Raw genomic sequence first — 26,936 nt, 5'->3', positions numbered from 1 at the left:
ACCACACACTCCGCTGTCGTCCCGGCCCCCGTGCGCAATTGCGCACTAGGCCGGGACGACGCCGTTTGTTGGGCGTGCGGCGCGTCAACTCAATCGCGCTGCGGCTACGAATTCCTTCGCGTCGCATTCGCCGCAATCGCCGCCGCCGCGGTCCTGTTCTCCACGCCGAGCTTGGCGTAGATCTGCTCCAGATGCTTGTCGACCGTGCGCGGGCTCAATCCCAGGATCTGCGCGATGTCGCGGTTGGTCTTGCCTTTGCTGAGCCATGCGAGCACCTCGCCCTCGCGGGTGGTGAGGCCGAGCTCGCTGGTGAATTCCGGCGGCAGCGTGGTGCCGGACTCCCTGGACAGCCGCAGCAGGAATTCGTTCGGCGCGGTTTCGCCCATGTAATAGAACCGGAGCTGCGGATTGTCCGGCAGGGAGGCCGCCTGAGACTTCGAGCTGCCCTTGCCCTTGGCCTGCTCCAGCCAGTGCAGCAGTGATGCCGGCAGAACGAAGTCGTCGGCCTGCGCACCGTGGTGATCGGCCAGCAGCTTCTGCGCCTGCGGGGTCGCCCAGAGCAAATTGCCCTGGCGGTTGACCGCGAACAGGAAACGGCCGGAGACGTCGAGCGCGGCGCGCGCGCTCTGCGTCAGGCGGGCATTGCCGAGATGGACGCGGATGCGCGCCAGCATTTCCTCGATCACGATCGGCTTGGTCACGTAGTCGACGCCGCCGGCGTCCAGCCCGCGCACGATATGCTCGGTCTCGGCGAGGCCCGTCATGAAGATCACGGGGACGTTGGCAAGGCCCGCATCGCGCTTGAGGCGGCGGCAGGTCTCGAAGCCGTCCATGCCGGGCATCACCGCATCCAGCAGCACGATGTCGGGCGTGATCTGGTCGACGATGCGCATCGCCGCTGCGCCATCCAGCGCCACCATCACCGTCATTCCGGCGCCGTCGAGCGCGTCGGTGAGCAACCGCAGCGTCTCCGGGGAGTCATCGACAACGAGCGCGACGTCGCGCTTCTTCGACTCAATGCTCATGCGCATGCAACGTCTTCAGTGTGGCCATGTACTGGTCGAGATCGAAGCGGTCGACCAGCGATCGCATCTGGGCGACGAAATCGGCATGCTCCGGATGCTCATTGCCGATCTCGTCGAGCTTCAGCTGGATGCCCCTGACGTAGCCGATCTGGCCGAGCCCGATCAGCTCCTCGATGTGTCGCACCGGCGGCCGCGAGCCGCTCTCGGGCTGCCAGAACGGCACCGCGATCTCGTCCGTGCCGTATTGCCACTCGATCTTGAGGAGCTGGCGGATCGTCTCCAGCAGCCTCGGAATGTCGATCGGCTTCATCAGATAGCCGTCGTGGAAGGGTTGCGCCAGCGGCGTGCCGTGAGCCTCCAGCGCGCTGGCCGAGACCATCAGGATCCTTGCTTGGTGATGGCCGCTGGCGCGCAACGCCTCCGCGACCGTCCAGCCGTCCATGCCGGGCATGGAAATGTCGAGCAGGAACAGGTCGGGCCGGCAATGTTGCGCCAGCGCGAGGCAGCCCGGGCCGTCGGTGGCGCTGAGCAGGATGAAGCCGAGTGGCGTCAGCACCTCGCGCAGCAGGTCGCGATGAACAGGGTCGTCGTCGGTGATCAGGATCGTCTTGCGCGCGCCGTGATAGCCGGAGACCGGCGCCTCCACCGGTGCGATGCGCTGGGGATTGATGACCTCCGACAGCAGGATCTTGACCTTGAACGTGCTGCCGGTGCCGACCGTGCTCACGACCTTGATGTCACCGCCCATGACGCCGGCGAGCAGCCGGCTGATGGTCAGCCCGAGGCCCGTTCCGGTCTGCGGCTGCGAGACGCCGAGGGCGCCGCGCTCGAACGGCGCGAAGATGCGCTCGAGATCGCCGCCCTGGATGCCGGGGCCGGTGTCGATCACCTCGAATTCGGCAACGGGGCTGCGATAGTGCACGACAAACTGCACGCTGCCGGTCTGGGTGAATTTGATCGCGTTGGAAAGCAGATTGATCAGCACCTGTCGCAGCCGCTTCTCGTCGGCATAGACCACGACCGGCAAATGGGCGGGACGCCTGAACACGAAGTCGATGCCCTTGGCGGCGGCCTGAAGGCGGAACATGCCGACGAGCTGGTCGAGGAATTCGCTGAGGCGGACTTCGTCGCGCGACAGATACAGCCGCCCCGCCTCGATCTTGGAGATGTCCAGAATGCCGTCGATCAGGCCGGAGAGGTGATCGGCGCTGCGGCGGACCACGCGGACCTGGTCGCGCGGCTTGGTGCTCAGCGTCGCATCCTGCTCGAGCAGCTGCGCATAACCGCTGATCGCATTCAGCGGCGAGCGCAGCTCGTGGCTGAGGCCCACCACGTAGCGGCTCTTGGCGAGGTTGGCGGATTCGGCGACCTCCTTGGCGCGCTGGAGCTCGGCGTCGGTGCGCTTATGCGCGTCGATCTCCTGGATCAGCAGTGTGGTCTGCCGCCGCGTCTCGGCCTCCGCGGCACGGCGGCTCTGCTGCGCCAGCACGAACAGCCAGGCCACCACGCCGATGATGATGCTGAGCGAGAAGAACACCTTCCACAGCACGTCGGAGACCAGCATGTTCTCGCCATGCACGCTCGCGGAGGTCTGAAGATAGATCAGCCCCAGCACGAGCGCGACGAGGCCGGCCGAGATCACGAACACCCCGATGTAATGGCCGAGCTGCGAATTGATCCGCTGGTAGATCGGCTGCGGCAGGATCTTGCCGAGCGTCTCGGAGAATTGCGTCTGTGCGCGCGCATGCGGCTTGCAGAGGTCGTGGCAGCGGGCGTCCAGCGAACAACACAAGGAGCAGATCGGCCCGGCGTAAGCGGGGCAGGAGGCCATGTCCTCCGGTTCGAACGAGTGCTCGCAGATGCAGCACTGGATCGCCTCGAGATTTTGCCAGCTCCGCTTCGGCTTGCGAGCGATGTAGTATTTGCCGCCGGTCGCCCATGCGATCAGGGGGGCGGCGAGGAAGGCAACCGCCAGCGCGATGAAGGCCGACAGCGCCTTCGCGGTTGGCCCGAACAGGCCGTAGAAGGCGCTGATGGAGATGATGGTCGCGATCGTCATCGCGCCGACGCCGACAGGATTGATGTCGTAGAGATGCGCGCGCTTGAACTCGATCTGCGGTGGCCGCAATCCCAGCGGCTTGTTGATGACGAGATCGGCGACCAGCGCGCCGACCCAGGCGATCGCGACGTTGGAATAGAGCGCGAGCGTCTGCTCCAGCGCCTTGTAGACGCCGATCTCCATCAACAGCAGCGCGACGATGACGTTGAAGACCAGCCAGACCACGCGGCCGGGATGGCTGTGGGTCAGGCGCGAGAAGAAGTTCGACCACGCGATCGAGCCGGCATAGGCGTTGGTGACGTTGATCTTGACCTGCGACAGGATCACGAAGGTGCCGGTCAGCGCCACCGCGAGGTCGGGCTGCGACAGCACGTATCGAAAGGCCTCGAGATACATATGCGCCGGCTCGGCGGCCTCTTCGGGCGGCACGCCGTGGCTGAGCGCGAAGAAGGCGAGGAACGAGCCGGCCAGGAGTTTCAGCGCACCGAGCACGATCCAGCCCGGCCCCGCGCTCATCAGCGCGATCCACCAGGAGGTCTTGGAGGCGCGCCGGTCGCGCGGCAGGAATCGCAGAAAGTCGACCTGCTCGCCGATCTGCGCCACCAGCGAGAACACCACCGAGGCCGCGACACCGAACAGCAGCAGGTCGAAGTGCCCGTTGAGGTCGCCATGCTCGCCGGAGAACTTCCGCCACTCCGTGAACGAGTACGGGTTGGCCCAGGCGATCGCGGCAAAGGGCAGGATGTGGAGGACGATCCAGAGCGGCTGCGTCCAGAGCTGAAAGCGGCTGATCAGTGTGATGCCGTAGGCCACCAGCGGGATGATGACGACGGCGCTGATGAGATAGCCGACGGGGCGCGGAATTCCGAAGCACATCTCGAGCGCGGACGCCAGGATCACCGCTTCGATCGCGAAGAAGATGAAGGTGAAGGACGCGTAGATCAGTGAGGTGATCGTCGAGCCGATGTAGCCGAAGCCGGCGCCGCGCGTCAGCAGGTCAATGTCGATGCCGCATTTGGCGGCATAATAAGCGATCGGTACGCCGCAGCAGAAAATGATGGTCGAGACCACGAGGATCGCGGCGGTGGCGTTGGTGACGCCGTAGTTGAGGGTGATGGTACCGCCGATCGCTTCCATCGCCAGGAATGAAATCGCGCCCAGCGCGGTGTTGGCGACACGCGCGGTGGACCAGCGGCGCGCGCTCTTGGCCGTGAAGCGCAGCGCGTAGTCTTCCAGTGTCTGGTTGGCGACCCATTGGTTGTACTGGCGCCTGACGCGGTCTATTCGCTGCCGCCCTGCCACTTAACTCCACTCCCGAACTCGCCGGATCCCTCGCAAATCCCGTACCAAAAGCCTACGTCGGCATTTTGCGGTGCAGTATACGCGATCTTGCGTATGCTTGCGCTGCACAAATTCGAGCCATCCTCACCGGACCAATCGCGTGTCCTCGAACAAAAGTGGGGTGCTCATGTCAGACGAAGCAAACAAGGGCCTGTTGTCGCCGCTTCGGCGCAAATTATTGATGGGAATGGCGGCCGTGCCGGCCATCACGATGCTGCCGCGGGCGTCGTTTGCGCAGGCCCCGGCGACCTCGGCGGTCAATACCACGGGCTTAGCTGTCACCGACACCGAAGTGACGGTCGGCATCCTGCATTCGGCGACCGGCACCATGGCGATCTCCGAGACCGGTTCGATCGAGGCCGAGAAGCTCGCCATCGAGCAGATCAACGCCATGGGCGGCGTACTCGGCCGCAAGATCAAGTTCATCCAGGAAGACGGCGCCAGCGATTGGCCGACCTTCGCCGAAAAGGCCAAGAAGCTGCTCGTCAACGACAAGGTCGCAGCGATCATGGGCTGCTGGACCTCGGCCTCGCGCAAGGCCGTGCTGCCGGTCATGGAGCAGTACAACGGCATGCTCTACTACCCGACCTTCTACGAAGGCCTCGAGCAGTCCAAGAACGTGATCTACACCGGCCAGGAGGCGACCCAGCAGATTCTCGCCGGCCTGAACTGGATCGCCAAGGAGAAGGGCGCCAAGTCGTTCTTCTTCATCGGCTCCGACTACATCTGGCCGCGCACCTCGAACAAGATCGCGCGCAAGCATGTCGAGAACGTGCTGAAGGGCAAGGTCGTCGGCGAGGAATATTATCCGCTCGGCAATACCCAGTTCAACTCGGTCATCAACAAGATCAAGCTGACCAAGCCCGACGTGATCTTCACCGACGTCGTCGGCGGCTCCAACGTCGCGTTCTACAAGCAGCTCAAGGCCGCCGGCATCGATCTCTCGAAGCAGGCGTTGCTGACGATCTCGGTAACCGAAGACGAAATCGACGGCATCGGCGGCGAGAACATCGCGGGCGCCTATGCCTGCATGAAGTACTTCCAGTCGCTCGACAACCCGAACAACAAGACCTTCGTGCCCGCGTTCAAGAAGATGTGGGGCGAAAAGACCGTGATCGGAGACGTCACCCAGGCTGCCTATCTCGGCCCGTGGCTGTGGAAGTTGACGGTCGAGAAGGCCGGCTCCTTCGACGTCGACAAGATCGCGGCAGCTTCGCCGGGCGTCGAGTTCAAGGGCGCGCCGGAAGGCTACGTGCGCATCCACGAAAACCATCACCTCTGGTCGAAGACCCGGGTGGGGCGCGCCAAGCTCGATGGCCAGTTCGAGCTGATCTACGAGACCGCCGATCTCGTCGAGCCGGATCCGTTCCCCAAGGGCTACCAGTAAGAAGCGTTACCAGTAAGTCGCGGCATTCGTCGCGCTTTCTTTCAAGATCACGCAGCTCCCTGGCGTGGACAGCAAATCCACGCCCAAGACCCCCGCGTCGCGAACCTGCTCGCGACGCGGGACCCTATCTCCGACGGAGGACATCGATGTTCGGCGACTACTCGCTTGGTGATCTTGGCTCCATCTTCGTCATGCAGGGTTTTGCAGGACTGATCCTGTTCTCGGTCTACGTGCTGATGGCGCTCGGTCTTGCGATCATCTTCGGCCAGATGGGCGTCATCAACATGGCTCATGGCGAGTTCATGATCCTCGGCGCCTACGTCACCTGGATGACGTCGAACTTCTTCCAGTCCTATTTGCCGAGCCTGTTCAGCGGCTACTTCTTCCTCGCGATGATCCTGGCCTTTGTCGCATCCGGTGCGCTGGGAATGCTGGTGGAATGGGTGCTGATACGACATCTCTACAAGCGCCCGCTCGATACGCTGCTCGCCACCTGGGGCCTCAGCCTGATGCTCCAGCAGGCCTATCGTTCCGTGTTCGGCGCGCGCGAGGTCGGCGTCGAGCTGCCGCAATGGATGCTCGGCTCGCTGCACGTCTCTGACAGCATCGAGGTGCCGATCAACGGCGTCTTCGTGATGTGCCTCACCGTGCTGATCACGCTGGGCGTCGCCTACGTCCTCTACATGTCGCGCTGGGGCCGCCAGGTGCGCGCGGTGGTGCAGAACCGCATCATGGCCGGCGCGGTCGGCATCAACACCGAGAAGGTCGACCGCTACACGTTCGGGCTCGGCTGCGGCATCGCCGGCGTGGCCGGAAGCGCCTTCACCATGATCGGCTCGACCGGGCCGACGTCGGGCCAGCTCTACATCGTCGACACCTTCCTCGTCGTCGTGTTCGGCGGCGCCGCCAGCCTGCTCGGCACCATCGCCTCCGCATTCTCGATCTCGCAGACGCAATCGACGCTCGAATTCTTCATGTCGGGTTCGATGGCCAAGGTGCTCACGCTGCTCGCCGTCGTCGGCATTCTGATGCTGCGGCCGCAGGGTCTCTTCGCCCTCAAAGTCCGCAAATAGCAGGAAGCAGGCAAGTCATGGTCATCAACTCACGCTTCTTCAATCGATCCGAGCTCATCGGCTTCATCGTGCTGGCCGCCGTGCTGTTCGTGATCCTGCCGCTGTCGCTGGATGTGTTCCGCCTCAATCTGGTCGCGAAATACCTGACCTACGCCTTCGTGGCGATCGGCCTCGTGCTGTGCTGGGGCTATGGCGGCATTCTGAGCCTCGGGCAGGGCGTGTTCTTCGGCCTCGGCGGTTACTGCATGGCGATGTTCCTCAAGCTGGAGGCCTCCAGCGTCGAGAACACGAAGATCCAGTCGACGCCCGGCATTCCGGATTTCATGGACTGGAACCAGATCACGTCGCTGCCGCTGTTCTGGCAGCCGTTTCACAGTCTCAGCTTCACCATCCTCGCCATCATCCTGGTCCCCGGCATCTTCGCCCTGATCATCGGCACCGCGATGTTCAAGCGGCGGGTCGGCGGCACCTATTTCGCGATCATCACCCAGGCCGTCGCCGCCATCCTGACCATCCTGATCGTCGGGCAGCAGGGCTATACCGGCGGCATCAACGGCATGACCGACCTGCGCACTCTCAAGGGATGGGACATCCGGCCCGACCACGCCAAGGTCGTCATGTACTTCGTCGAGGTGGTGTTGCTGTTCGCTTGCATCGGCATCGCGCAGTTCATCCGCCTGACCAAGCTCGGCCGCATCCTGGTGGCGATGCGCGAGCAGGAGGATCGCGTCCGCTTCTCCGGCTACAGCGTCGCCAACTTCAAGATCTTCGCGTTCTGCATGGCCGCGGTCTTCGCCGCGATCGGCGGCGCGATGTTCGCGCTCAATGTCGGTTTCATGTCGCCGTCCTTTGTCGGCATCGTGCCGTCGATCGAGATGGTGATCTACACCGCGGTCGGCGGACGGATGTCGATCTTCGGCGCGGTGTGGGGATCCATCCTGGTGAATTTCGCCAAAACCAGCCTGTCGGAGTCCTTCCCGCAACTCTGGCTGTTCGGTCTCGGTGCGCTGTTCATCGCGGTCGTGCTCGCCTTCCCGAACGGCCTGTCCGGTATCTGGGCCGACTACGTCCAGCCGCGCATCGATCGGCTCATGGGGGCACGCAAGCCGAAGTCGGGCGCGTGGACCGACGATTCCGTCGCCGACGGCGCCCCGGCCGAGTGAGGAGATCATCATGCTTGTCGGTCATCAACCCAAGGAATTTCTGCTCGCGGTCGAGGCGCTCACCGTGTCCTTCGACGGCTTCAAGGCGGTCAACGATCTGTCCTTCTACGTCGAGGAGAACGAGATCCGCGTCATCATCGGTCCGAACGGTGCCGGCAAGACCACGGTGCTCGATCTGATCTGCGGCAAGACCAAGGCGACTTCGGGTTCGATCCAGTTCCGCGGCAAGGAGCTGACGAAGTTGAAGGAGAACGAGATCGTCAAGACCGGTGTCGGCCGCAAGTTCCAGACGCCGTCGGTGTTCGTCGACCTTACCGTGTTCGAGAATCTCGAGATCTCCTATCCACGCGGCCGCACCGTGTTCGGCTCGCTGACGTTCCAGCGCGACGCGGCGGTGAGGCAGCGGGTGGAGGAGGTCGCCGAGATGATCTTCCTGAAGGATCGTCTCGACACTTATGCCGACCAGCTGAGTCACGGCCAAAAACAGTGGCTCGAGATCGGCATGCTGCTGATCCAGGACCCGGACCTGCTGATGCTCGACGAGCCCGTCGCCGGCATGAGCGTGTCCGAGCGCGCCAAGACCGCCGAGCTGCTCAACCGCATCATCAAGAACCGCTCGGTGCTGGTGATCGAGCACGACATGAAGTTCGTCGAGGACATCGCGCACAAGGTCACCGTGCTTCACCAGGGCCAGATCCTCTCCGAGGGCACCATGGAGAAGGTGAAGAACGATCCCAAGGTCGTCGAAGTCTATCTGGGCCACTGAGATGGCGAGCAAGGGGCAAGCACGCGCGGCGATCTCAGCCCACCTCTCCCATAGGGAGAGGTCGAATGGCGTAGCCATTCGGGTGAGCGGCTTTGCTCTCTCGCGAGACCTGCGTCCCCTCACCCGGCGCTACGCGCCGACCTCTCCCCGGTGGGGAGAGGTGAAGAGACACCGAGCCTAGGAGCACGACCATGCTGGCAATTTCAGACCTTCACGTCGCCTACGGCCAGAGCGAGGTGCTGCACGGGCTCAACGTCAAGGTCGCCGCGAACGAGATCGTGGCGATCATGGGCCGCAACGGCATGGGCAAGACCACGCTGATGAAGTCGCTGATGGGTATCCTGCCGGCCAAAAGCGGCTCGGTCACCATGGACGGCGCCGAGCTCGGCAGTCTGCCGAGCTACGCGCGGGTGGCCAAGGGCCTCGCCTATGTGCCGCAGGGTCGCATGATCTTCTCCACCATGACGGTGAAGGAGAACATCGAGACCGGTCTCGTCGTCTCCGGCGGGACCGAGGTGCCGGCCGATATCTACGAGCTGTTTCCGGTGCTGCTGGAGATGAAGGGCCGCCGCGGCGGCAATCTCTCGGGCGGCCAGCAGCAGCAGCTCGCCATCGCGCGCGCGCTCGCGACCAAGCCGAAGGTGTTGCTGCTGGACGAGCCGACCGAAGGCATCCAGCCCTCGATCATCAAGGACATGGCGCGCACCCTGAAACGCATCCGTGACGAAAAGGGTCTTTCGATCGTCGTGTCCGAGCAGGTCCTGAGCTTTGCACTCGATATCGCCGACCGCGTGCTGGTGATCGAGAACGGCGAGATCGTGCGTGACGATCCGCGCGACAGCGTCGATGCCGCGCAAGTCTCGAAATATCTGTCCGTCTAACCAACCGTGTAAAAGGGGAGCTTCTCGATGCCAGAGACACTGATCAAGGTCGATCTCACCAAGTCGGCTTACGATAATGACATGGTGCACAACCGCTGGCACCCCGACATTCCGATCGTGGCCTGGGTCAATCCCGGCGATGATTTCATCATCGAGACCTATGACTGGACCGGCGGCTTCATCAAGAACAACGATTCCGCCGACGACGTGCGCGACATCGATCTGTCGATCGTGCACTTCCTGTCCGGACCGATCGGCGTCAAGGGCGCCGAGCCCGGCGATCTCCTCGTCGTCGACCTGCTCGATGTCGGTCCGATGAAGGAGAGCCTGTGGGGCTTCAACGGCTTCTTCTCCAAGCAGAACGGCGGCGGCTTCCTCACCGACCATTTCCCGCTGGCGCAGAAGTCGATCTGGGACATCAAAGGCCTCTACACCTCGTCCCGTCACGTTCCGGGCGTCAATTTCGCCGGCCTGATTCATCCCGGCCTGATCGGCTGTCTGCCCGATCCGAAGATGCTGGACACCTGGAACAAGCGCGAGGCCGAGCTCATCTCGACCAATCCGACCCGCGTGCCCGGCCTTGCCAATCCGCCATTCGCGCCGACCGCCCATGGCGGCCGCGCCAAGGGCGACGTCAAGGCCAAGATCGGCGCGGAAGGTGCGCGCACCGTGCCGCCGCGCGAGCATGGCGGTAATTGCGACATCAAGGATCTGTCGCGTGGCTCGAAGATCTACTTCCCGGTCTACGTGCCTGGCGCCGGTCTCTCGATGGGCGATCTGCACTTCAGCCAGGGCGACGGCGAGATCACCTTCTGCGGTGCGATCGAGATGGCCGGTTGGCTGCATCTGAAGGTCGAGGTGATCAAGGACGGCATGGCGAAGTATGGCATCAAGAACCCGATCTTCAAGCCGTCGCCGATCACGCCGAACTACAAGGACTACCTGATCTTCGAAGGCATCTCGGTCGACGAAGCCGGCAAGCAGCATTATCTCGACGTCCACATCGCCTATCGCCAGGCCTGCCTCAACGCCATCGAATATCTGAAGAAGTTCGGCTACTCCGGCGCCCAGGCCTATTCGATCCTCGGTACCGCGCCGTGCCAAGGCCACATCTCCGGCGTGGTCGACGTGCCCAACGCCTGCGCCACGCTGTGGCTGCCGACCGAGATCTTCGACTTCGACGTGATGCCGTCGGCGGCCGGACCCATCAAGCACATCACGGGCGATATCCAGATGCCGATCTCGCCGGACAAATGATCCCTGCGCGACGGGATGCGGGACGGCCGGCGTCTCTGGCCGCCCCGCATCCGCCGCGAGGTGTGTCGAACAGGCAAGACGTGGGGATGATGCGATGCCGGTCTATGAATATCTCTGCGACGACTGCGGTCCGTTCAAGGACCTTCGCCCGATGGCGGAATGCGACGATCCGCAAAACTGTCCGCATTGCGAGACCATGGCGCCGCGGGTGATCCTGACCGCGCCGAATTTCTTCTGCATGCCGGCGGAGAAACGCAAGGCGCACGCCGTCAACGAGCGCAGCACGCACGCGCCGCAGACATCAGCGCAATACAAGGCCTCGCACGGTCCCGGCTGCGGATGCTGCTCGTCGGGCAAGACGGTGAAGGACAAGAGCTCGACAGACAAGAAGAAGCCGGCCCGGCTGGTGACCAAGAGCAAGAGCGGCGCCAAGGGTTTTCCAACAGCGCGCCCCTGGATGATCAGCCACTAACGCCACGCGCCAACCTCAAACGAATAGAAGACAGGAGCGCTCAACATGCTTCACGGCGACATTTCCAGCAGCAACGACACCGTCGGCGTCGCAGTGGTGAACTACAAGATGCCTCGCCTGCACACCAAGGTCGAGGTGCTCGACAACGCCCGCAAGATCGCCGACATGGTCGTGGGCATGAAGGTCGGCCTGCCCGGCATGGACCTCGTGATCTTCCCCGAATATTCCACTCAAGGGATCATGTACGATTCCAAGGAGATGTACGAGACCGCGTCGGCGGTGCCCGGCGAGGAGACTGCGATCTTTGCCGAGGCCTGCCGCAAGGCGAAGGTGTGGGGCGTGTTCTCGCTGACCGGCGAGCGCCACGAGGAGCACCCGCACAAGGCGCCCTACAACACCTTGATCCTGATGAACGACAAGGGCGAGATCGTGCAGAAATATCGCAAGATCATGCCGTGGGTGCCGATCGAAGGCTGGTATCCCGGCAATTGCACCTATGTGTCCGAAGGTCCGAAAGGCCTCAAGGTCAGCCTGATCATCTGCGACGACGGCAACTATCCGGAGATCTGGCGTGACTGCGCCATGAAAGGTGCCGAGCTGATCGTGCGTTGCCAGGGCTACATGTATCCGGCCAAGGAGCAGCAGGTTCTCATTTCCAAGGCCATGGCGTGGGCCAACAATGTCTATGTCGCGGTCGCCAATGCCGCCGGCTTCGATGGCGTCTATTCCTATTTCGGTCACTCCGCGATCATCGGCTTCGACGGCCGCACCCTCGGCGAGTGCGGCGAAGAGGATTACGGCATCCAGTACGCGCAGCTCTCAAAACATCTGATCCGCGATGCGCGCCGCAACGGCCAGTCGCAGAACCATCTCTACAAGCTGGTCCACCGCGGCTACACCGGCATGATCAATTCCGGCGAAAGCCCGCGCGGCGTTGCCGCGTGCCCGTATGATTTCTACAAGAACTGGATCGCCGATCCCGAAGGCACGCGCGACATGGTCGAGGCGATGACCCGCTCGACGCCGGGCACCGACGAATGCCCGATCGACGGCATCCCGAACGAGGCGGCGGCCAGCAATTATTGAGTTGTCGCGACCGGCTCGTGCGCGAAGTGGGAATTTGGCCTCGTAAACCGTGGCCCGGTTGCAACATGACCGCGGGATTCTGCCTCGGTTGTGCGCCAAACGGACGCATTCCGGCGGCGCCGTAGTTCTACGGAACCTCCTCATGGCCTAAGTTCCCGCGGAACTGGCGGGGAAGCGGGGGCGTGACGTGAGGGGCGAGGGGCTATCGAGGCGGCAGGATCGACTGCGCCGGCGCGGCGCCGCGTTGCTCGTCGGCGCATCAGCGTTCGTTTTGGGATTCAGCCTGTGCGCATCGCCGGCGAACGCGGCTTGCACGCCCGATCCTGCCTCGAGCGGCCAGACCGTCACCTGTAGCGGCACCGACGCGGACGGCTTTCAGGCCGGGGCCGGCATCGACAGCCTCAACGTCAACGTGCTGTCCGGCGCGACCGTGAACGACAATGGCGCGCTCTCGATCGGCGTCAACGATTCCAGCACCGTCACCAACAACGGGACCGTGTCGGCAGGCTCGGGCCTCACCGGCATTGCCGTTGGAAATTCCAATACCGTGATCAACAACAGCACCATCACGGTGCTCGACAACGGCCTCGGCATCCAGGCGATCGATCACAACGTCATCATCAATGCCGGAACGATCACGACGGGCGACAGCGGCGCCGCGATCTCGGTCGGTGACAACAACACCGTCACCAACAGCGGAGCGCTGTTGGTCGGCGCGTCGGGTGTGGGCGTCTTCGCCGGGGTGAGCAACACGATCACAAACGCCGCAACCGGCACGATCACCGGCGGTGACGGTGCAAGCGGCATTTTTACGTTTGGCAGTGCAGTCATCACCAATGCCGGCGCGATCGCCGTTGGTGATTCCGCCGGATTCTCCGGCGGCATTCTGGCGATCAGTGACAACAACACGATCACCAACACGGCCACCGGCACGATCACGGTCGGGCAGAACGCCGCCGGCATCTTCCTGCAAGGCGACTTTCAGACTGTCAGCAATTTTGGTTCGATCACGGCCGGAGATTTCGGCGTCGGCATTGCCGTGCTGGGCGACGACTCGAAAGTCACCAACGGCGGCACGATCACGGTCGGGGGCAGCGGGACGGCCGGCATTTCGTTGCAGGGTGACCGGGCCACGATCAGCCAAAGCGGCACGATCAATGTCGGCCTGGGCGGGGTGGCGATCGCCTATACCGGCTCGTCCTCGACGATTACCAACAGCGGGCAGATCACGGGCGCCGACTTTGTCGAGGGCATCTTCGTCGTCGGCGATTCCAACATCGTCACCAACACGGGCAAGATCACCGTCGGCGACACCGGCGTCGGCATCGACGTCAGCTCCTTCAGCACGACCAACCAGATCGTCAACACCGGCACCATCACTGTCGGCGCCAACGGCACGGGCATCATGCTGAGTGGCGGCGGCAGCCTCTTCAACTCCGGCACCATCGATGCCAGCGCGGCCGGTGCCATTGCGATCGACTTCTGCGGTTGCGGCAACAACACGCTCACCCTCGGCCCCGGCAGCGTCATCAACGGCCAGGTGCTGGCATCCGGCACCGATACGTTCCAGCTTGGCGGCACCGGCAAGGATACGTTCAATCTCGACCTGATCGGCGTTGGCCTCCAGTACGACGGGTTCTCGACCTTCAACAAGGTTGATAGCTCGACCTGGACGATAACCGGCACCGGCAATCAGGACTGGAATGTGCTTGGCGGTACGCTGCTGCTCGCCGGCACCATCAACGGCACCGTGTCTATCGCCACTGGGGGCACTTTCGGCGGCCTTGGCACGGTCAGCACGATCGCCGTCAATGGCGGTACGTTTGCGCCGGGCAATCCGACCGGAACGCTGAGCGTGTCAGGCGATCTCACGTTCACGTCGGCGTCGAGCTACATGGTGCAGGTTTCGGGCGCCAGCAACGGTCTCGCGGTCGTGACGGGCACGGCGACGCTCGGCGGTGCGACGGTCGTGGTCGTTCCGATCGGCTCGATCGCGAAACACTACACGATCCTCAGCGCGGGGACGCTGCCCGATACGTTCAATCCCGTCGTCGCGGGCCTGTCGCCGAACCTGCACGCGACGCTGAGCTATGGCCTCAACAATGTCGACCTCGACCTCGCGCTCGGCTATGGCGGCGGCCTCAACATCAATCAGCAGAACGTCGCCAATGTGCTGACGGGCTATTTCAACCGCACCGGCAGCCTTCCCGTGGCGCTCGCCAATCTCTCGCCGGCAGGGTTGACGCAGGCCTCGGGCGAATCGGGCACGGGCTCGCAGCAGACGACCTTCAACGCCATGAACCTGTTCCTCAGCCTGCTGACCGACGTGTTTGGCTCGGGGCGCAGCGGCACGCCTGGTGCAACGCCATTCGCCGACGACACCGGCGCGAACGCCTATGCCGCGGCCGGCAGGAATGCGCGTGACAAGGGCGCGCGCGAGGCCTTTGCCTCGATCTACCGCAAGGCGCCGCCCGCGACGTTCGAGCAGCGCTGGGATGTGTGGGCGGCCGGCTACGGCGGCTCGCAGACTACCGACGGCAACGCGGCCCTCGGCTCGAACACCACCACCAGCAGCGTCTATGGTACCGCCGTCGGCATCGATTATCGCTTCTCGCCGTCGACGATCGCCGGCTTTGCGCTTGCCGGCGGCGGCACCGGCTTCAACGTCAACGGGCTCGGCTGGGGGCGCTCCGATTTGTTCCAGGCCGGCGCCTTCGTTCGTCACACGGCGGGACCGGCCTATATCACGGCCGCGCTGGCCTATGGCTGGCAGGACGTCACGACCAACCGCATCGTCACTGCTGCCGGCGTCGATCAGCTGCGTGCGCAGTTCAATGCCAACGCCCTCTCGGGCCGCATCGAGGGCGGCTATCGCCAGGCGACGCAATGGATCGGCCTCACGCCGTATGCGGCGCTCCAGGCCACCATGTTCAGCCTTCCGAACTATTCGGAGTTCGCGGTGGTCGGCAACAACACCTTTGCGCTCAACTATGCCGCCAAGGATGTGACCAGCGCCCGCACCGAGCTCGGCCTGCGCGCAGACAAGTCATTTGTCGCCGCCGGCGGCCTGATGACCCTGCGCGGGCGCGTCGCCTGGGCGCATGACTACAATCCGGACCGCACCGCCGGTGCGGTGTTCCAGACGCTGCCAGGCACCGCCTTTGTCGTCAACGGTGCAGCACAGGCGCGCGATTCAGCGTTGACCACGGCATCGGTGCAGATGAACTGGATGAACGGCTGGTCTGCGTCGGCAACCTTCGAGGGCGAGTTCTCGAACGTCACGCGCTCCTACGCCGGCAAGGGCGTCGTCCGCCACGCGTGGTAGGACTCGTCGCTGGATCTGGCCGGACTGCGACCCTCCCCTGGAGGGGGAGGGTAAGCGTCACTGCTTCTTCTGCGGAGGCTTGCGCGGCGGGCGTGGGGCGGCGGCGGGCGAGGGCGTCCCGCTCATCTTGTTGGCGGTCTCGCTGACGTCGAGCAGCGAACGACGAATGTCCTCGATGTAGCCCGCCGACTTCTTCCTCATGGTGTCGGCCAGCTCGCGCAACCCCTGCACCTTCTCGAACAGCTCGTCGGCCTTGCCGTCGACGAAGCCGGGCACCACGCCCTCGATCTTGGTGACGGCCTTGTCGAAGCCCGCGAAGGCGCTGTCGACCTTGGCCATGACGGAATCGATTTCGCCGCCCTTGCTCCTGAGGTCGGCGGTATAGGTCTCGAAGGTGTGCAGGCCCTCCTTGATCGCAGGGGCGTTGCTCACGATCGTACGGTCGACGCTGTGCAGAGTATCGACGATGGTTTCGGCGTCGCTGAGATCGGCGGTCAGCACGGGAACGCCATCCGCATCCAGCGGTACCGGCGGTGCGGAGGGCGCGCCGCCGATCAGCGAGATCGCGGCGACGCCGGTCAGGCCCTGGAATTCGATGCCCGCGACGGTGTCCTTGCGGATCGGTGCGGTGTTGTCGAGCATCACGAGCGCCACGACCTTGCGCGGATTGTCCAGCTTGATCGACAGGATCTGGCCGGCCGGCACGCCGTCGAAATTGACTGGCCCGCCACGGCGCAGGCCGCTGGCGGAACCGCCTTCGAACACCACGCGCAACTGGCTGCGGCTCTGGATGCTGCGCCATTTCTGCACGCCGAGCAGGCCGCCGAACGCCACGGCGATCACCGCCAGCGTTGCCGTTCCGATCACCAGATTGCTCGCGCGCGCCATGAGGCTGAGTCTAGAGCCAAAGCGGGGAAGTTGGAAGGAGCCCGGATGCTGCTCCGGCCGCAATCGTAGGCAGGGCGGGTTAGCGAAACGTAACCCGCCACTGCTCTCCGCATTCACCGTGCAAAAAGGCGGATTGCGCTGCGCCAATCCGCCCTACGCGACATCAATGCCCGGCCGCGCGTTTCGCCTCAGCATTGTTCAGGACGATCAGGGCATCGACGGCGACACCCGTCCTGGTGTTGATCAGGAATGGATTGATGTCGATCGAGGCGATCCGGTCGCCGGCGTCCGCAATCAGGTTGGACAGGCCGACCAGCGCCTTCACCGCGGAAGCTTCGTGCAGGGCCGGCTTGCCGCGATAGCCGCGCATCTTGATGCCGGCCTTGGTGCGGCCGATCAGGAGCCGCGCTTCGGCCTCGTCCAGCGGCGCGCCGGCCAGCGCGACGTCCTTCATCAGCTCGATGTCGATGCCGCCGGTGCCGAACAGCACGACCGGACCCATCTCGGCATCGAGCGAGGCGCCGACCACGAGCTCGAGATCGGCCCTGACCTGCTGCGCGATCAGGATGCCGTCGAGCCTCGGCTTGCCTTTCAGCTTCGCCACCCGCGCGCTGATGTCGGCGAACGCTTTCTTCACCTCGGCCGCATTGCCGAGGTTCAGCACCACGCCGCCGATGTCGGACTTGTGCAGGATCTCGGCGCTGACGACTTTTGCGACGACCGGGAAGCCGATCTGCTTGGCGATCTTGACCGCCTCTGCCGCCGTCCGTGCGATCGCCTCCTTCGAGATCGGGATGCCATAGGCCTTGAGAAGCTTCTTCGAGGCGACCTCGTCGAGCGCGGCGCCGCTTGCCGATTTCAGCGCTTTCTCCAGCACGGCACGCGCGGCCGGCTTCGAGCTCGAGACGATGTCGGGTACTTCCTTGCGCAACTTCGCATAGGCGAGCAGGGACCTGATCGCGGTCACCGCGCGGTCCATGCCCTGCATGACCGCGAGATGCGGCAGCGATTTGCGCAATGCCTTGGTGAACTCGGTGAAGCCGATCGACATCGCACTGATGTAGATCACCGGCTTTGAGGCCCGGCTCGCCATCTCTTCGACGATGCGCAGGTTGCGTTCGCGCAGCTCGTGCGGCGCCTTCGGTAGCTCGGCATCGACGATGACGATGTCGATATCGGGGTCGTCGATCATGAGCTTGATCGATTTCATGTAGACGGAGGGATCGACGACCGCGGCAAAGCCCGCGTCGAGCGGATTGCCGACGATCGATCCGGGCCCGAGCATTTTCGCCAGCTCCGCGCTGACATGCGGGCTCAGCGGCGCGAAGTTCAGGCCCTCGGCGTAAAAGGCGTCGATCAGCATGCCGCGTTTGCCGCCTGACAGCGTGACGGCGGCGAGGCGGCCGCCCTTGGGCACCGCGGCGTGAACGAAGCATTCGGTGGTCTCGATCAGCTCGTCGAGCCCGCCGACCCGGATGACGCCTTCGCGCGTTGCAATGGCGTCGAACGTCTCGATCGAACCCGCGAGCGCACCGGTGTGCGCCATCGCTGCGGCGCGGCCGCCTTCCGACGCGCCGAGCTTGAGTGCGATCACCGGCTTGCTCGCGGCGCGCGCCGCCTTGCAGGCATCGCGAAAGGCCTTGGTGTTGCGTACGCCTTCGAGGTAGACGACGATCACCTTGATGCTCGGATCCTCCGCAAAATAGCGCATCAGATCGGGCGTCTCGAGCCCGGCCTCGTTGCCGGTCGTCACCATGTAGCCGACACCGACACCGCGATCCTCCAGCGCCTGGCGGATCGCCATGACGATGGCGCCGGACTGCCCGGCGATCGCCACTGCGCCCTGCTCCATGGTGACGATCCGGTCGTCGATGTTGGTAAAGAGCTTTTCGCCGGCGCTTAGGTTGCCGAGACAGTTCGGGCCGGTGACGGCGAGACCCGTCTCGCGGATGGCCACTTGCAATTCGGCGGCGAGCTTCTGGCTCTCGTCATCCTGCAATTCGCTGAAGCCGGAGGTGACGATGGTGGCCGAACGCGCGCCGGCCGCGGCGGCATCGCGGATCACCTGTACGGCGAAGCGCGCCGGCACCAGCACCAGGACGTGATCGGGCTTCTCCGGCAGGCTCGCAAAGTCCTTGTAGCAGGGCACGCCCCAGATCGTCTCGCGCTTGGCGTTGACCGGATAGAGCCCGCCCTCGAAGCCGTATCTGACCAGATTGTTCCAGATGCGCTCGGCATAATTGCCGGGCTTGTCGGTCGCGCCCACCAGCACGATGTTGTGCGGGTGCAGCATGGCGTGAATGCCTTTGACGACGTCACTGGCGTCGGGCGCTGGAGACCACGGGCGCGCAGCAGCGGACGGGGTTGTCACCGGGGCTTCCATGGCGTGACCTCACCTGTTGTTCTTCTTGATGGCGCGTCACTCTCTTCTATGGCGAGTTCTTTGGGGTGGCAACTGCGTGAGTGGTATGCCGCGCGATGGAATGTTCGCTCGTCAAGCGTTGGTGATCGCTGCCATGATTGACGAATTCGAATCAGGGCCCGTGTTGTCGCTCAATATCGCAAGAGCCCCAGCCTGTAGCCATAATGATAGGCCAGTTGCCGCATGAGATAAGGCGCGATGGCGCGGCGGATTTGCAGCTGTGTCGGATCGAACCCGAGAACGCGGCGTCGCAGGATGCCCATCTCCTTGACACCGATGGCGTAGGTTGCGGCCGTCTTCTGGGCATCATGGATTCGGAAGCAGGCGAGAAATCGCGGCAGGCGCACGAATTTGAATCCCGCGGCCTGGGTCCGCAAGATGAAGTCCCAGTCCATTGCATAATGGAAGTTCTCGTCGATCGGCCCGATCGTGTCCCACACGCGCCTGCGCCAGAACATCGTCTCCTGCGGAATATAATCGGCATATTGCAACGCCTTGCCGTCATGGGGCGGCAGCACGGCACGTCCGACCTCGAGACCCTCGCGATCGACGAAGACGCGATGGCCGTAGACGATGTCGACATGCGGATGCAACGTGAAGTAGTTGGCGACGTAGGCAAGCGTCCCGGGCAGCAGCATGTCGTCGCTGTTCAGGTATGCCATGATCTCGCTGTCGGTGCCGGCGAAGCCCAGATTGATGGCGTCGGACTGCCCCCTGTCGGGTTCGCTCTTCCAGCTGATGCAGTCGCCGCGACTCTTCAGGAGATCGAGCGTTCCGTCGATCGAGGCGCCGTCCTGCACGTGATAGTACAGATTAGGATAACCCTGGCTTACGATGCTCTCGATCGTGGCGCCGAGATATTGGGCGTGATTGTAGCTGGGAGTGACCATGGCGATTCGCGGCGCGTTCGAAAGGATCGGCGGCGCAGGCGGGAAGGCCGTCAAGTTGAGCAGACGCGGCGGATATTGCTCGAAGGTCCAGATCGGAGGACGCCGCCAGAGGCTTCGAAGCGACGAGCGTCTCTGCCCGGCGGCAAGGAGATCCAGATTCCTTTCCTGCAGTGCAACGCGGTTTTCGAGCTGTTCCAAGCGCTGTTCGAGCCGCTGCTTGAACTGGTCGTCCATTACCATTCTTCCTGAAAATCGCAGGCGGGAGCATCAATCGAGCATTCTTATAGGTCTCCGCTCGGCGACGCCAGTTCAGCGGCTCCCCGCGACATGCCGCCGGCGCGATGCGCAAATTGAGAAACTCGATAGGCGTCGCCGGCCGCGCCGGAGCCCTATCCGGTGATTCGAATCAAGGTGGCGTGCAGAATGTAACGCTCGGGGCCGGACGTGACGGCGTCGAACGGCCAGCAGGTCGCGAGCACGAGCTCGAAGCCCTGTGCCGCGGGATCGATGCCCGATGCATCGAAGCGGACCACCGCCGCGGAATCCGCACGATAGCGAAAGTGTTTGCCGTCTCGGCGTGTGATCTCGATCACGTCACCAATGGCAACATTCCGCAAGAAACGGAAATGGGTGTCCCGATGTGCGGCGTATACAGCAACACCGCGCTCGCCTGCATCAACCGTTTGGTTGAGATGGCCGGGCCCGAAGGCGAGCGCCTGGCCGCTCGTGCCTTCCAGCACGACCGCGCTGGCGCCGATCCGTTTCACCTCGATCCGCGCGATCGGCCAGGTGTCGGCCCAGGACCATGGCTTGATCGCCTGGCCCGTCGCAACGCTTCTGTCGAATGCGCGCTCCAGCAGCACCTGCGCGAGCCAGGCTTTTGCGTGAGTGTAGGCGCCGTCGCCGAACAGGACGAGGCCGATCACCGCGAGAACCAGGGGAGCGACGATGCGGGACATTTATTTCCAGGCTCGCAAGAAAAAGGCGCGCGCGGCCGTTGAGTAGGGGACGGGCGACCGCGCGCGCTAACAGAGGAGTTCGGGGGGCTCCTCTCTCAAGCAGCGTCAGTGAGCAAGGGCTGACGCCGGTTGAACACGAACAGGATCAGGGCGAGCACGATCAGGACCAGACCTGCGATCATCTTCAGCTCGGCCGAGGTGGCAGTCTTGGGCAGGCGGATCGCATCAGGCGCCGCGGGTGTCGGCCGCCTCACGGCCGGCTGGTTGCGCGCATCGGCATGACGTTCACGCAACTGTGTCGGCACCTGCTGCGGCCGTTCGCCGAAGATCTTCTCGAAATCCCAGCCGGCCGGCAGGTTGATCGGCAATTCGCTGAGCTTGAGCGGCGCGCCGTCGGGACGGCTCGGCGTCTTGTCGACCGCGACGAGGCTGGTGAGTCGTGTGACGATCTGATGGTCGAGCGCCAGCGCCAGGATCGTCTTGTCGGCTTCTTCCGGCGTCAACTCGCGCATCGTGCGCGCCACTTCGGCATCGCCGATCTTGCGCCTGGCCCAGAGCTTTGACAGGCCCTTGCCTTCGGCGGCGTTTTGCAACGGCAGCGTCACCGACCACGGACGGTCGCCGACGCGTCCCTTGATCTCGAGCGAGCCTGCGAGCTTGTCGAGCTTGGCCGCCAGCACGAGGGGCTCGTCGCGATAGACGTCGGGAATGATGGCTGGAGTGACGTCGGCCGTGGCGTCGGAGAACCTTGCGCTGAGGCCGGTCACCGCCGGATTTTCCAGCTTGGCGAACAGGCCGCGCATGCGCTCCTCGACCTGCTCGACCGAGCCGATATGGGTGAAGGCGCCGCGGCCAAGCTCCGAAGCACGCGTCATCAGATAGGTGTTGGGCGCGGAGCCGATGCCGACCATGAACACGCGCGAGCGGCCGCGCATCGCCGTGATGGTCTCGAACAATTGCTGCTCGTTGCCGATCGCACCGTCGGTCAGGAACACGACCTGGCGAACCATGTTGGTGTCACTGATCTTGTCGGTCAGCGCAGCCCGCATTGCCGGCACCATCTCGGTGCCGCCGCGCGCCTGCAACGCGCTGACGAACGAGGTTGCCTCGCCGACATGCGCGGCATCCGCCGGCACGGCGGCCGGAAACAGCACGTCCATGGTGTCGTCGAAACGGATGACGTTGAAGCGGTCGGCCGGCTGCAAACGTCCGAGCGCATACAGCAGGCTCGCCTTGGCCTGAACGATCGACGTGCCGCCCATCGAGCCGGAATTGTCGATCACGAACACGACCTCGCGCGGCAGCGGCTTCTGCGCCGCCTGCTCGGCACTCGGCGGCGTGACGAAGGCGAGCAGGTAATCGGCATCGCCGACATGCTCGCGAAACAGGCCGACTGACGGTGCCTTCTGGGCGGCCGGCTTCCAGGTCAGTTCGAAATCGCGGTCGGCCGGTACCGCGCCGTCGGCGAGTGTGACGATCCGCGTCGCGTTGTCCGGGCTTTCCGTTTTGACGTTATGATGATGGCTCCTGACCTCGCCGAGCGCAAAGCCGGCCTTCAGGCGCACGGTGATGCTGATCGGGTTAACGGGCGCAGTCTTGGCGGGATCCAGCACCGTCGGGGAAATACGGTCGCGGTCGGGCACGGGATCGGACGTGATGGCACCCCAGCCGGAGCCGTCGTTACGGAAGTCGACGCTGTGGACGATCGGCGCCGGATTGTAGCGAGGGGCGACCACCAGCGGCACACGCAGCGAATATTCATTGCCGGATTGATGCACCGGCTCCTGATATTCGATCTGCACCATCACGGTTTCGCCGGGGCCGATATTGGCGACCGAGTTGGTGAAGATGTTGGGCCGCTCCTGCTCGGTGAGCGCGGCCTTCTGGCCGGCACTGCGCGCCTGTTCGTAGATCGCACGCGCCTGCTGCCGCTCCTTGATGTCGCCCACGATGACGCGGTCGCCGACCACCATCTTCAGCGTATCGACGGCGCCATTGGCCGCGAGCGGATAGACATAGGTGGCCTCGACCCAGTCCTTGGTCGGATTGCGGAACACCTGGGTGACACGGGCGCGCAGCGTCGGGCCCGACACGGTGATGTCGACGTCGGTGCCGAGGCGGATCGCTTCGGTGGTGGCGCCGTCTCCCTTCAGCAGCAGGCTGCCGGACCTGGCCTCGCCGGACTGCAGCAGGCTGGCCTGCTCGGTCGTTGCCGACCAACCCGTCCCGAAGCTCACCAGCAGCGCTACGAAGGCGACCAGCATCACCGCGATACCCTGCGCGAGGAGAAACAATCCGACCTTGATCAGCCGGCTCAACAGGGGGTGCTCGTCGCCCTCGGCTGTGTCGTAGGTGCTCATTTGGCCTGCTCCCGAAGCATGTTTGCTGGCCTTCAGCATCCGTCGGGAGGGCCCGGTTTCGCGAGCAGAATGATCGGCAATGTTCCGCCGCGGCCGGCCCGGGGCGGGCCGCGGCGGGGTGGCCATGTGCGGTTTTGTGCTGGTTTGTCCGCCCTGCTAGAATGGTGCTCCCAAGGCAGGGTTGACGATGCAGACGCAGGCCGACAAGCAGCTTTCGGACGAGCAGAGCCGCGAGATCGCGGAGACCATTCGCGAGGAGCTCGCCAGACGCCGGATCTCCCGGCAGGCGCTGGCCGAACAGGCCAAGCTCAGCCTGTCGACGCTGGAGAAGGTGCTCGGCGGTCGCCGCCCGTTCACGCTGGCGACGACGGTCCGGCTGGAGCAGGCGCTGGGCGTGTCGTTGCGCAAGAGCGTCGTCGTGGCGGCGCCTCCGGCCGCAAACGATGTCGCGCCCGACAGTCTCGGCTCCTATTCGCATCGCGCGGTGACCTGGCTCGAGGACGTCTACATCACGCTGCGGCCGTCCTTCGGCGACAAGGACGCAATCTTCGCCTATCGCACCGAGATCGTGTGGGAGCCGAAAATCTCTTCGCTGGTCTTCCGCGAGGGCGATCGCACCGATGCGGCCTATGAGCACACCGGCGAGGTTGCGGTGCCGCATCAGTCCGGCTTCATCTATCTCGTCATCATCAAGCACGGCCAGCATCGCGTGATCACGGTGTCGCGGCCGACGGTCGCCGGCGAGATGTACGGCATCATCTCGACGCTCCGCGCCGGTCCCGGCTCGCAGCTCACGCCGATCGCAGCGCCCATTGCCTACGTGCCGCTCAGGAATATTCCGAAGCCGTCTTTGGGACGGGTTGCGCCTGATGATGCCAACCATGCGTTGTATCGCAGCCATCTGCGTCGCACGGTGGAAGAGCCGTTCGCCCTGTTCCTGCCGGGATAGGCGAGCGCTTCGCAAAATAATCAGGCAGGGGCCGCATATCCGTCTATAAGGCCGTCATGCTGGACATGCCCGCAAATCTCGGCGGCGGATCTCCGCTGTTCTCGGTCATCATCCCGCTCGAATATCACCGCGGGCAGTGGGAGCAATCCTGGCTCGGCTGGGCGACGCAGACGGCGGATCCGTCTCTCTACGAGATCATCCTGGTCGTGCCGCCTGATTTCACGGCGCACGAAGAGCTGAACGAGCTCGCCGGCGACAGGGCGCGCCTCGAATTCACCGATTCCGAGCACGACATCGGGCTCTGTGCGTTCGGCGCGACCAGGGCTCGCGGCAGCCATCTGTTCTTCACGGAATCGCATTGCCGGCCCGAGCCGGACGTGATCGAGCTCTGCATCCGCGCGATCGATGATCATCCCGACTGGGCGGGCTTTTCCTGCCGATCGGTGCCGATCTGCCACAATCGCCTGTCGGAGGCGGAGGCCGCGATGTACCAGGCCGATATCGAGTTCGGCATGAATCAGCATCCCTGGCGCAAGGTGCTGGATCAGTGCTTCGTCACGCGGCGTGAGGTCTACGAGGAGTGCGGGGGCTTGCGCGAAGAACTCGGCCATTTCGCTGAATGGGTGCTCGCCGCCGGATATTATGCGCGCGGCTACACCATCGGTTATCTGGACGAGGCGCGCTTCCATCACTACTACATCGGCCAGCTCGACGAATTGAAGAAATTCACGCTTGATTTCGTGCAAGGCGAGATCCGCTATCTCAGCGAGGAGCGCCGCGATCCCGGCAGCGAGCTGCTCGAAATACCGATCGAATGGAACGATTGGGCCGGCTTCGACACCTCGCTCGCGCGCGAGGCCTTGAATGCGCTCGTGAGCTACAGTCTCGCGGGACGGGGCTGGAAGCAACCTGGCGAGAAGCTGCGTGCATTCCGGCGCTGGGCCGAGCCGGCGCTGTTCGGCGCTCTTCCCGCATCTGCGGCGGCGCGGCTGGCGGCCGTGTATGCGCGCGCTGTCCTGACCGTGCTGGCGGCGGTGGGGTCGAGCGAAGCCGTCGCACGATGGATGAGGGGTTACATTGCAGCACTGATCCGGTTTCAGAGACTCGACTGCATCCGTCGCGGTCGTCGCAGCCGAGGGCTCGTTGCCAAGCCCCTTGGGGATCAGGTTCTCGCGCAGATCGGATTTCATGCTGTGGAATCCTCCGCCGGTCACACCTTCCGCTGGAGCGAGCCGCAGGCCGCCGTCCGCCTCAAGGGTGCTGCGGGCCGCAACATCGTGCACATCCGAAGCCCCGCTCTCCGCGCGCCCCTCGAGAAGATCGGTACGTGTTTCTATCTCGATGGAGCGCGCATCGATGCCTCGGCGATCGTGATTGGTCGCGATGGCTATACGCTGAGCCTCGATCTGCCGCCGTCCGGCATCGCCACCCTCGCATGGGTGTGTCCCGTGTTCAGGGGGATCGGCGATTCGCGCCGTCTTGGCCTTTCGGTGGTGGCCATCGACGTCGGTCAGGGCGCCGAAGGTCCGCTGGAGCGGGGCGTCGGCGCAGGCGATGGACCCGCAATCACCATCGCAGGTTGATCTTCAATTCAGCTCGATCCAGGCGACGGCAAAACCGAGTTGACGCACGTCCTGTGACGCCGGATCGAGATCGCGCGGGCTGCCCATGACGGGACATCGGAAGGTCAGCATGGCGCGCTGCGGATCCGCGCTCCATGTGCTCGCAGGGATCTCGCTCTCGATGAGGATGCCGTCGCTGGTGGCGCGCTTGTGCAGACCGAGGGCCTGGCCGTTGATCTCGATTCCGAGCCGGTCAAGTGCAGGGGCACTGAAGACATGAGACAGCAGGCATCTGAATCGTGAAGGCCGCGCCGTCGTCGCTCGCAGGCTCAGCGTCGCGATGGACGCCGAATTCCAGCAAAGCCAGCGACCCTCGAAATATTCCCGTTCGTGCCAGCCATGCCCATGCAGCGGCCGATCGGGCGCGAAGCGGCCAGCCGCGAGCGATGTCGCAAGCGTCGCACCACCGGCTTCGTTGGGCAATGTCCGCAGCTTCTGTTCGAACAGATGGCTTGCCTCGGCATAGAGCCGCAGGTCCAGCGCATTCCAGGACTGCAGGATATGACGGGAGCGAGCGTCCAGCGCCGAACGGTTCGATTGCGGTGTACGATTGAGGTGGGGCAAGGGGCCAAGCGCCCCCCAGCGCATCATCCGCCCCAGCAGTTGCAGTGTCTCCTGCTCACGTTCGAGGATGCCGGCGAGGTCAGTCCGTGCGAGGTTTTCCAGGGCGGCGTCCAGCATCCGCGGATCGTCGTCGGGATGATCGATGAAGTCTGTGCCGGCCAGTTGCCGCGTCTGCACGTTTGCGAGCCAGAAGCGCGCCAGCCTCTCCTCCTCGGCCAGAAAGCGCGCCGGACCGAGTTCGCGGGCGCGATCCTGGAACCGCCTGCGGCCCTGATAGTCTTCCGCGCTCAGCTCGGTCGAGAGGTTTCGAAAGAATTCCTCGCTGTGGCTCTGAAAGAAATCGTAGGCGGATACGCACCGCGCGATCGGCTCGCGCAGCACCGCGAAGATCGTCGGCGCTATGCTGAAGCGTGCGGCATAGTCGAACGCGACATGACCGGTCGCAAA

At 64.1% G+C, this 26,936-nt stretch carries 19 protein-coding genes; 11 read left to right on the top strand and 8 right to left on the bottom strand.

Features of this window, described 5'->3' with window-relative positions; genetic code table 11:
* Positions 1-104 precede the first annotated feature (104 nt).
* Together AC1RUR_RS11315 and AC1RUR_RS11310 are read right to left on the bottom strand one after the other, a co-directional pair.
* Positions 105-1,031 (bottom strand): response regulator, encoded by a 927-nt coding sequence (locus tag AC1RUR_RS11315; RefSeq protein ID WP_492843804.1) that lies wholly within the window; start codon positions 1,029-1,031, stop codon positions 105-107.
* Entirely contained in the window at positions 1,015-4,386 is a 3,372-nt protein-coding gene (locus AC1RUR_RS11310; protein WP_492843802.1) for a hybrid sensor histidine kinase/response regulator, read from the bottom strand. The genes AC1RUR_RS11315 and AC1RUR_RS11310 overlap by 17 nt, the downstream gene beginning before the upstream one ends.
* A 166-nt stretch (positions 4,387-4,552) precedes the next feature.
* Here AC1RUR_RS11310 and urtA point away from each other — a divergent pair, with 166 nt between their 5' ends.
* The 9 genes from urtA (at position 4,553) to AC1RUR_RS11265 (ending at position 15,835) form a co-directional block, all read left to right on the top strand.
* Positions 4,553-5,812 carry an urea ABC transporter substrate-binding protein gene (gene urtA / locus AC1RUR_RS11305; RefSeq protein WP_028149118.1) on the top strand — a complete coding sequence of 420 codons (1,260 nt, stop codon included), beginning with the start codon at positions 4,553-4,555 and terminating at the stop codon, positions 5,810-5,812.
* A gap of 146 nt (positions 5,813-5,958) precedes the next feature.
* Positions 5,959-6,885 (top strand): urea ABC transporter permease subunit UrtB, encoded by a 927-nt coding sequence (gene urtB / locus AC1RUR_RS11300; RefSeq protein WP_492843800.1) that lies wholly within the window; start codon positions 5,959-5,961, stop codon positions 6,883-6,885.
* 17 nt (positions 6,886-6,902) lie between these two features.
* Positions 6,903-8,048 (top strand): urea ABC transporter permease subunit UrtC, encoded by a 1,146-nt coding sequence (gene urtC, locus AC1RUR_RS11295; RefSeq protein ID WP_492843798.1) that lies wholly within the window; start codon positions 6,903-6,905, stop codon positions 8,046-8,048.
* Between the two features lie 10 nt (positions 8,049-8,058).
* The gene (urtD, locus tag AC1RUR_RS11290; RefSeq protein WP_092186247.1) at positions 8,059-8,814 is read left to right on the top strand and encodes an urea ABC transporter ATP-binding protein UrtD; all 756 of its coding nucleotides are present in this window, start codon (positions 8,059-8,061) and stop codon (positions 8,812-8,814) included.
* A gap of 191 nt (positions 8,815-9,005) precedes the next feature.
* Complete coding sequence (gene urtE / locus AC1RUR_RS11285; RefSeq protein WP_492843796.1) at positions 9,006-9,695, top strand: urea ABC transporter ATP-binding subunit UrtE; 690 nt, start codon at positions 9,006-9,008, stop codon at positions 9,693-9,695.
* A 27-nt stretch (positions 9,696-9,722) separates the two neighbouring features.
* On the top strand, positions 9,723-10,952 hold the full coding sequence (gene fmdA, locus AC1RUR_RS11280) for a formamidase (protein ID WP_246920139.1): 1,230 nt from the start codon (positions 9,723-9,725) through the stop codon (positions 10,950-10,952).
* A gap of 94 nt (positions 10,953-11,046) precedes the next feature.
* A complete protein-coding gene (locus tag AC1RUR_RS11275; RefSeq protein WP_492843794.1) occupies positions 11,047-11,424 on the top strand; it encodes an FmdB family zinc ribbon protein in 378 nt (125 codons plus the stop codon).
* Positions 11,425-11,469: 45 nt separating this feature from the next.
* Positions 11,470-12,510 carry an aliphatic amidase gene (locus AC1RUR_RS11270; RefSeq protein WP_492843792.1) on the top strand — a complete coding sequence of 347 codons (1,041 nt, stop codon included), beginning with the start codon at positions 11,470-11,472 and terminating at the stop codon, positions 12,508-12,510.
* Positions 12,511-12,922: 412 nt separating this feature from the next.
* A complete protein-coding gene (locus AC1RUR_RS11265) occupies positions 12,923-15,835 on the top strand; it encodes an autotransporter outer membrane beta-barrel domain-containing protein (protein ID WP_492843908.1) in 2,913 nt (970 codons plus the stop codon).
* A gap of 57 nt (positions 15,836-15,892) precedes the next feature.
* Here AC1RUR_RS11265 and AC1RUR_RS11260 read toward each other — a convergent pair whose 3' ends face one another.
* From AC1RUR_RS11260 to AC1RUR_RS11240, 5 genes are all read right to left on the bottom strand, one after another.
* On the bottom strand, positions 15,893-16,723 hold the full coding sequence (locus tag AC1RUR_RS11260) for an MlaD family protein (RefSeq protein WP_492843790.1): 831 nt from the start codon (positions 16,721-16,723) through the stop codon (positions 15,893-15,895).
* Positions 16,724-16,886: 163 nt separating this feature from the next.
* The gene (locus tag AC1RUR_RS11255) at positions 16,887-19,106 is read right to left on the bottom strand and encodes an acetate--CoA ligase family protein (RefSeq protein ID WP_492843788.1); all 2,220 of its coding nucleotides are present in this window, start codon (positions 19,104-19,106) and stop codon (positions 16,887-16,889) included.
* A gap of 170 nt (positions 19,107-19,276) precedes the next feature.
* Complete coding sequence (locus AC1RUR_RS11250) at positions 19,277-20,269, bottom strand: glycosyltransferase family 2 protein (RefSeq protein WP_492843786.1); 993 nt, start codon at positions 20,267-20,269, stop codon at positions 19,277-19,279.
* A 155-nt stretch (positions 20,270-20,424) separates the two neighbouring features.
* Positions 20,425-20,994 carry a class GN sortase gene (locus AC1RUR_RS11245; RefSeq protein WP_492843784.1) on the bottom strand — a complete coding sequence of 190 codons (570 nt, stop codon included), beginning with the start codon at positions 20,992-20,994 and terminating at the stop codon, positions 20,425-20,427.
* 95 nt (positions 20,995-21,089) lie between these two features.
* Positions 21,090-23,354 (bottom strand): marine proteobacterial sortase target protein, encoded by a 2,265-nt coding sequence (locus AC1RUR_RS11240; RefSeq protein ID WP_492843782.1) that lies wholly within the window; start codon positions 23,352-23,354, stop codon positions 21,090-21,092.
* Positions 23,355-23,541: 187 nt separating this feature from the next.
* Here AC1RUR_RS11240 and AC1RUR_RS11235 point away from each other — a divergent pair, with 187 nt between their 5' ends.
* On the top strand, positions 23,542-24,303 hold the full coding sequence (locus AC1RUR_RS11235) for a helix-turn-helix transcriptional regulator (RefSeq protein WP_492843780.1): 762 nt from the start codon (positions 23,542-23,544) through the stop codon (positions 24,301-24,303).
* 56 nt (positions 24,304-24,359) lie between these two features.
* The gene (locus AC1RUR_RS11230) at positions 24,360-25,886 is read left to right on the top strand and encodes a glycosyltransferase family 2 protein (RefSeq protein ID WP_492843778.1); all 1,527 of its coding nucleotides are present in this window, start codon (positions 24,360-24,362) and stop codon (positions 25,884-25,886) included.
* Between the two features lie 3 nt (positions 25,887-25,889).
* Here AC1RUR_RS11230 and AC1RUR_RS11225 read toward each other — a convergent pair whose 3' ends face one another.
* Positions 25,890-26,870 (bottom strand): hypothetical protein, encoded by a 981-nt coding sequence (locus tag AC1RUR_RS11225; protein ID WP_492843776.1) that lies wholly within the window; start codon positions 26,868-26,870, stop codon positions 25,890-25,892.
* Between the last annotated feature and the right edge of the window lie 66 nt (positions 26,871-26,936).

Source organism: Bradyrhizobium sp. GW821-FHT12B03 (genome assembly GCF_058807535.1).
This window is presented reverse-complemented; position numbering and strand designations above follow the sequence as displayed.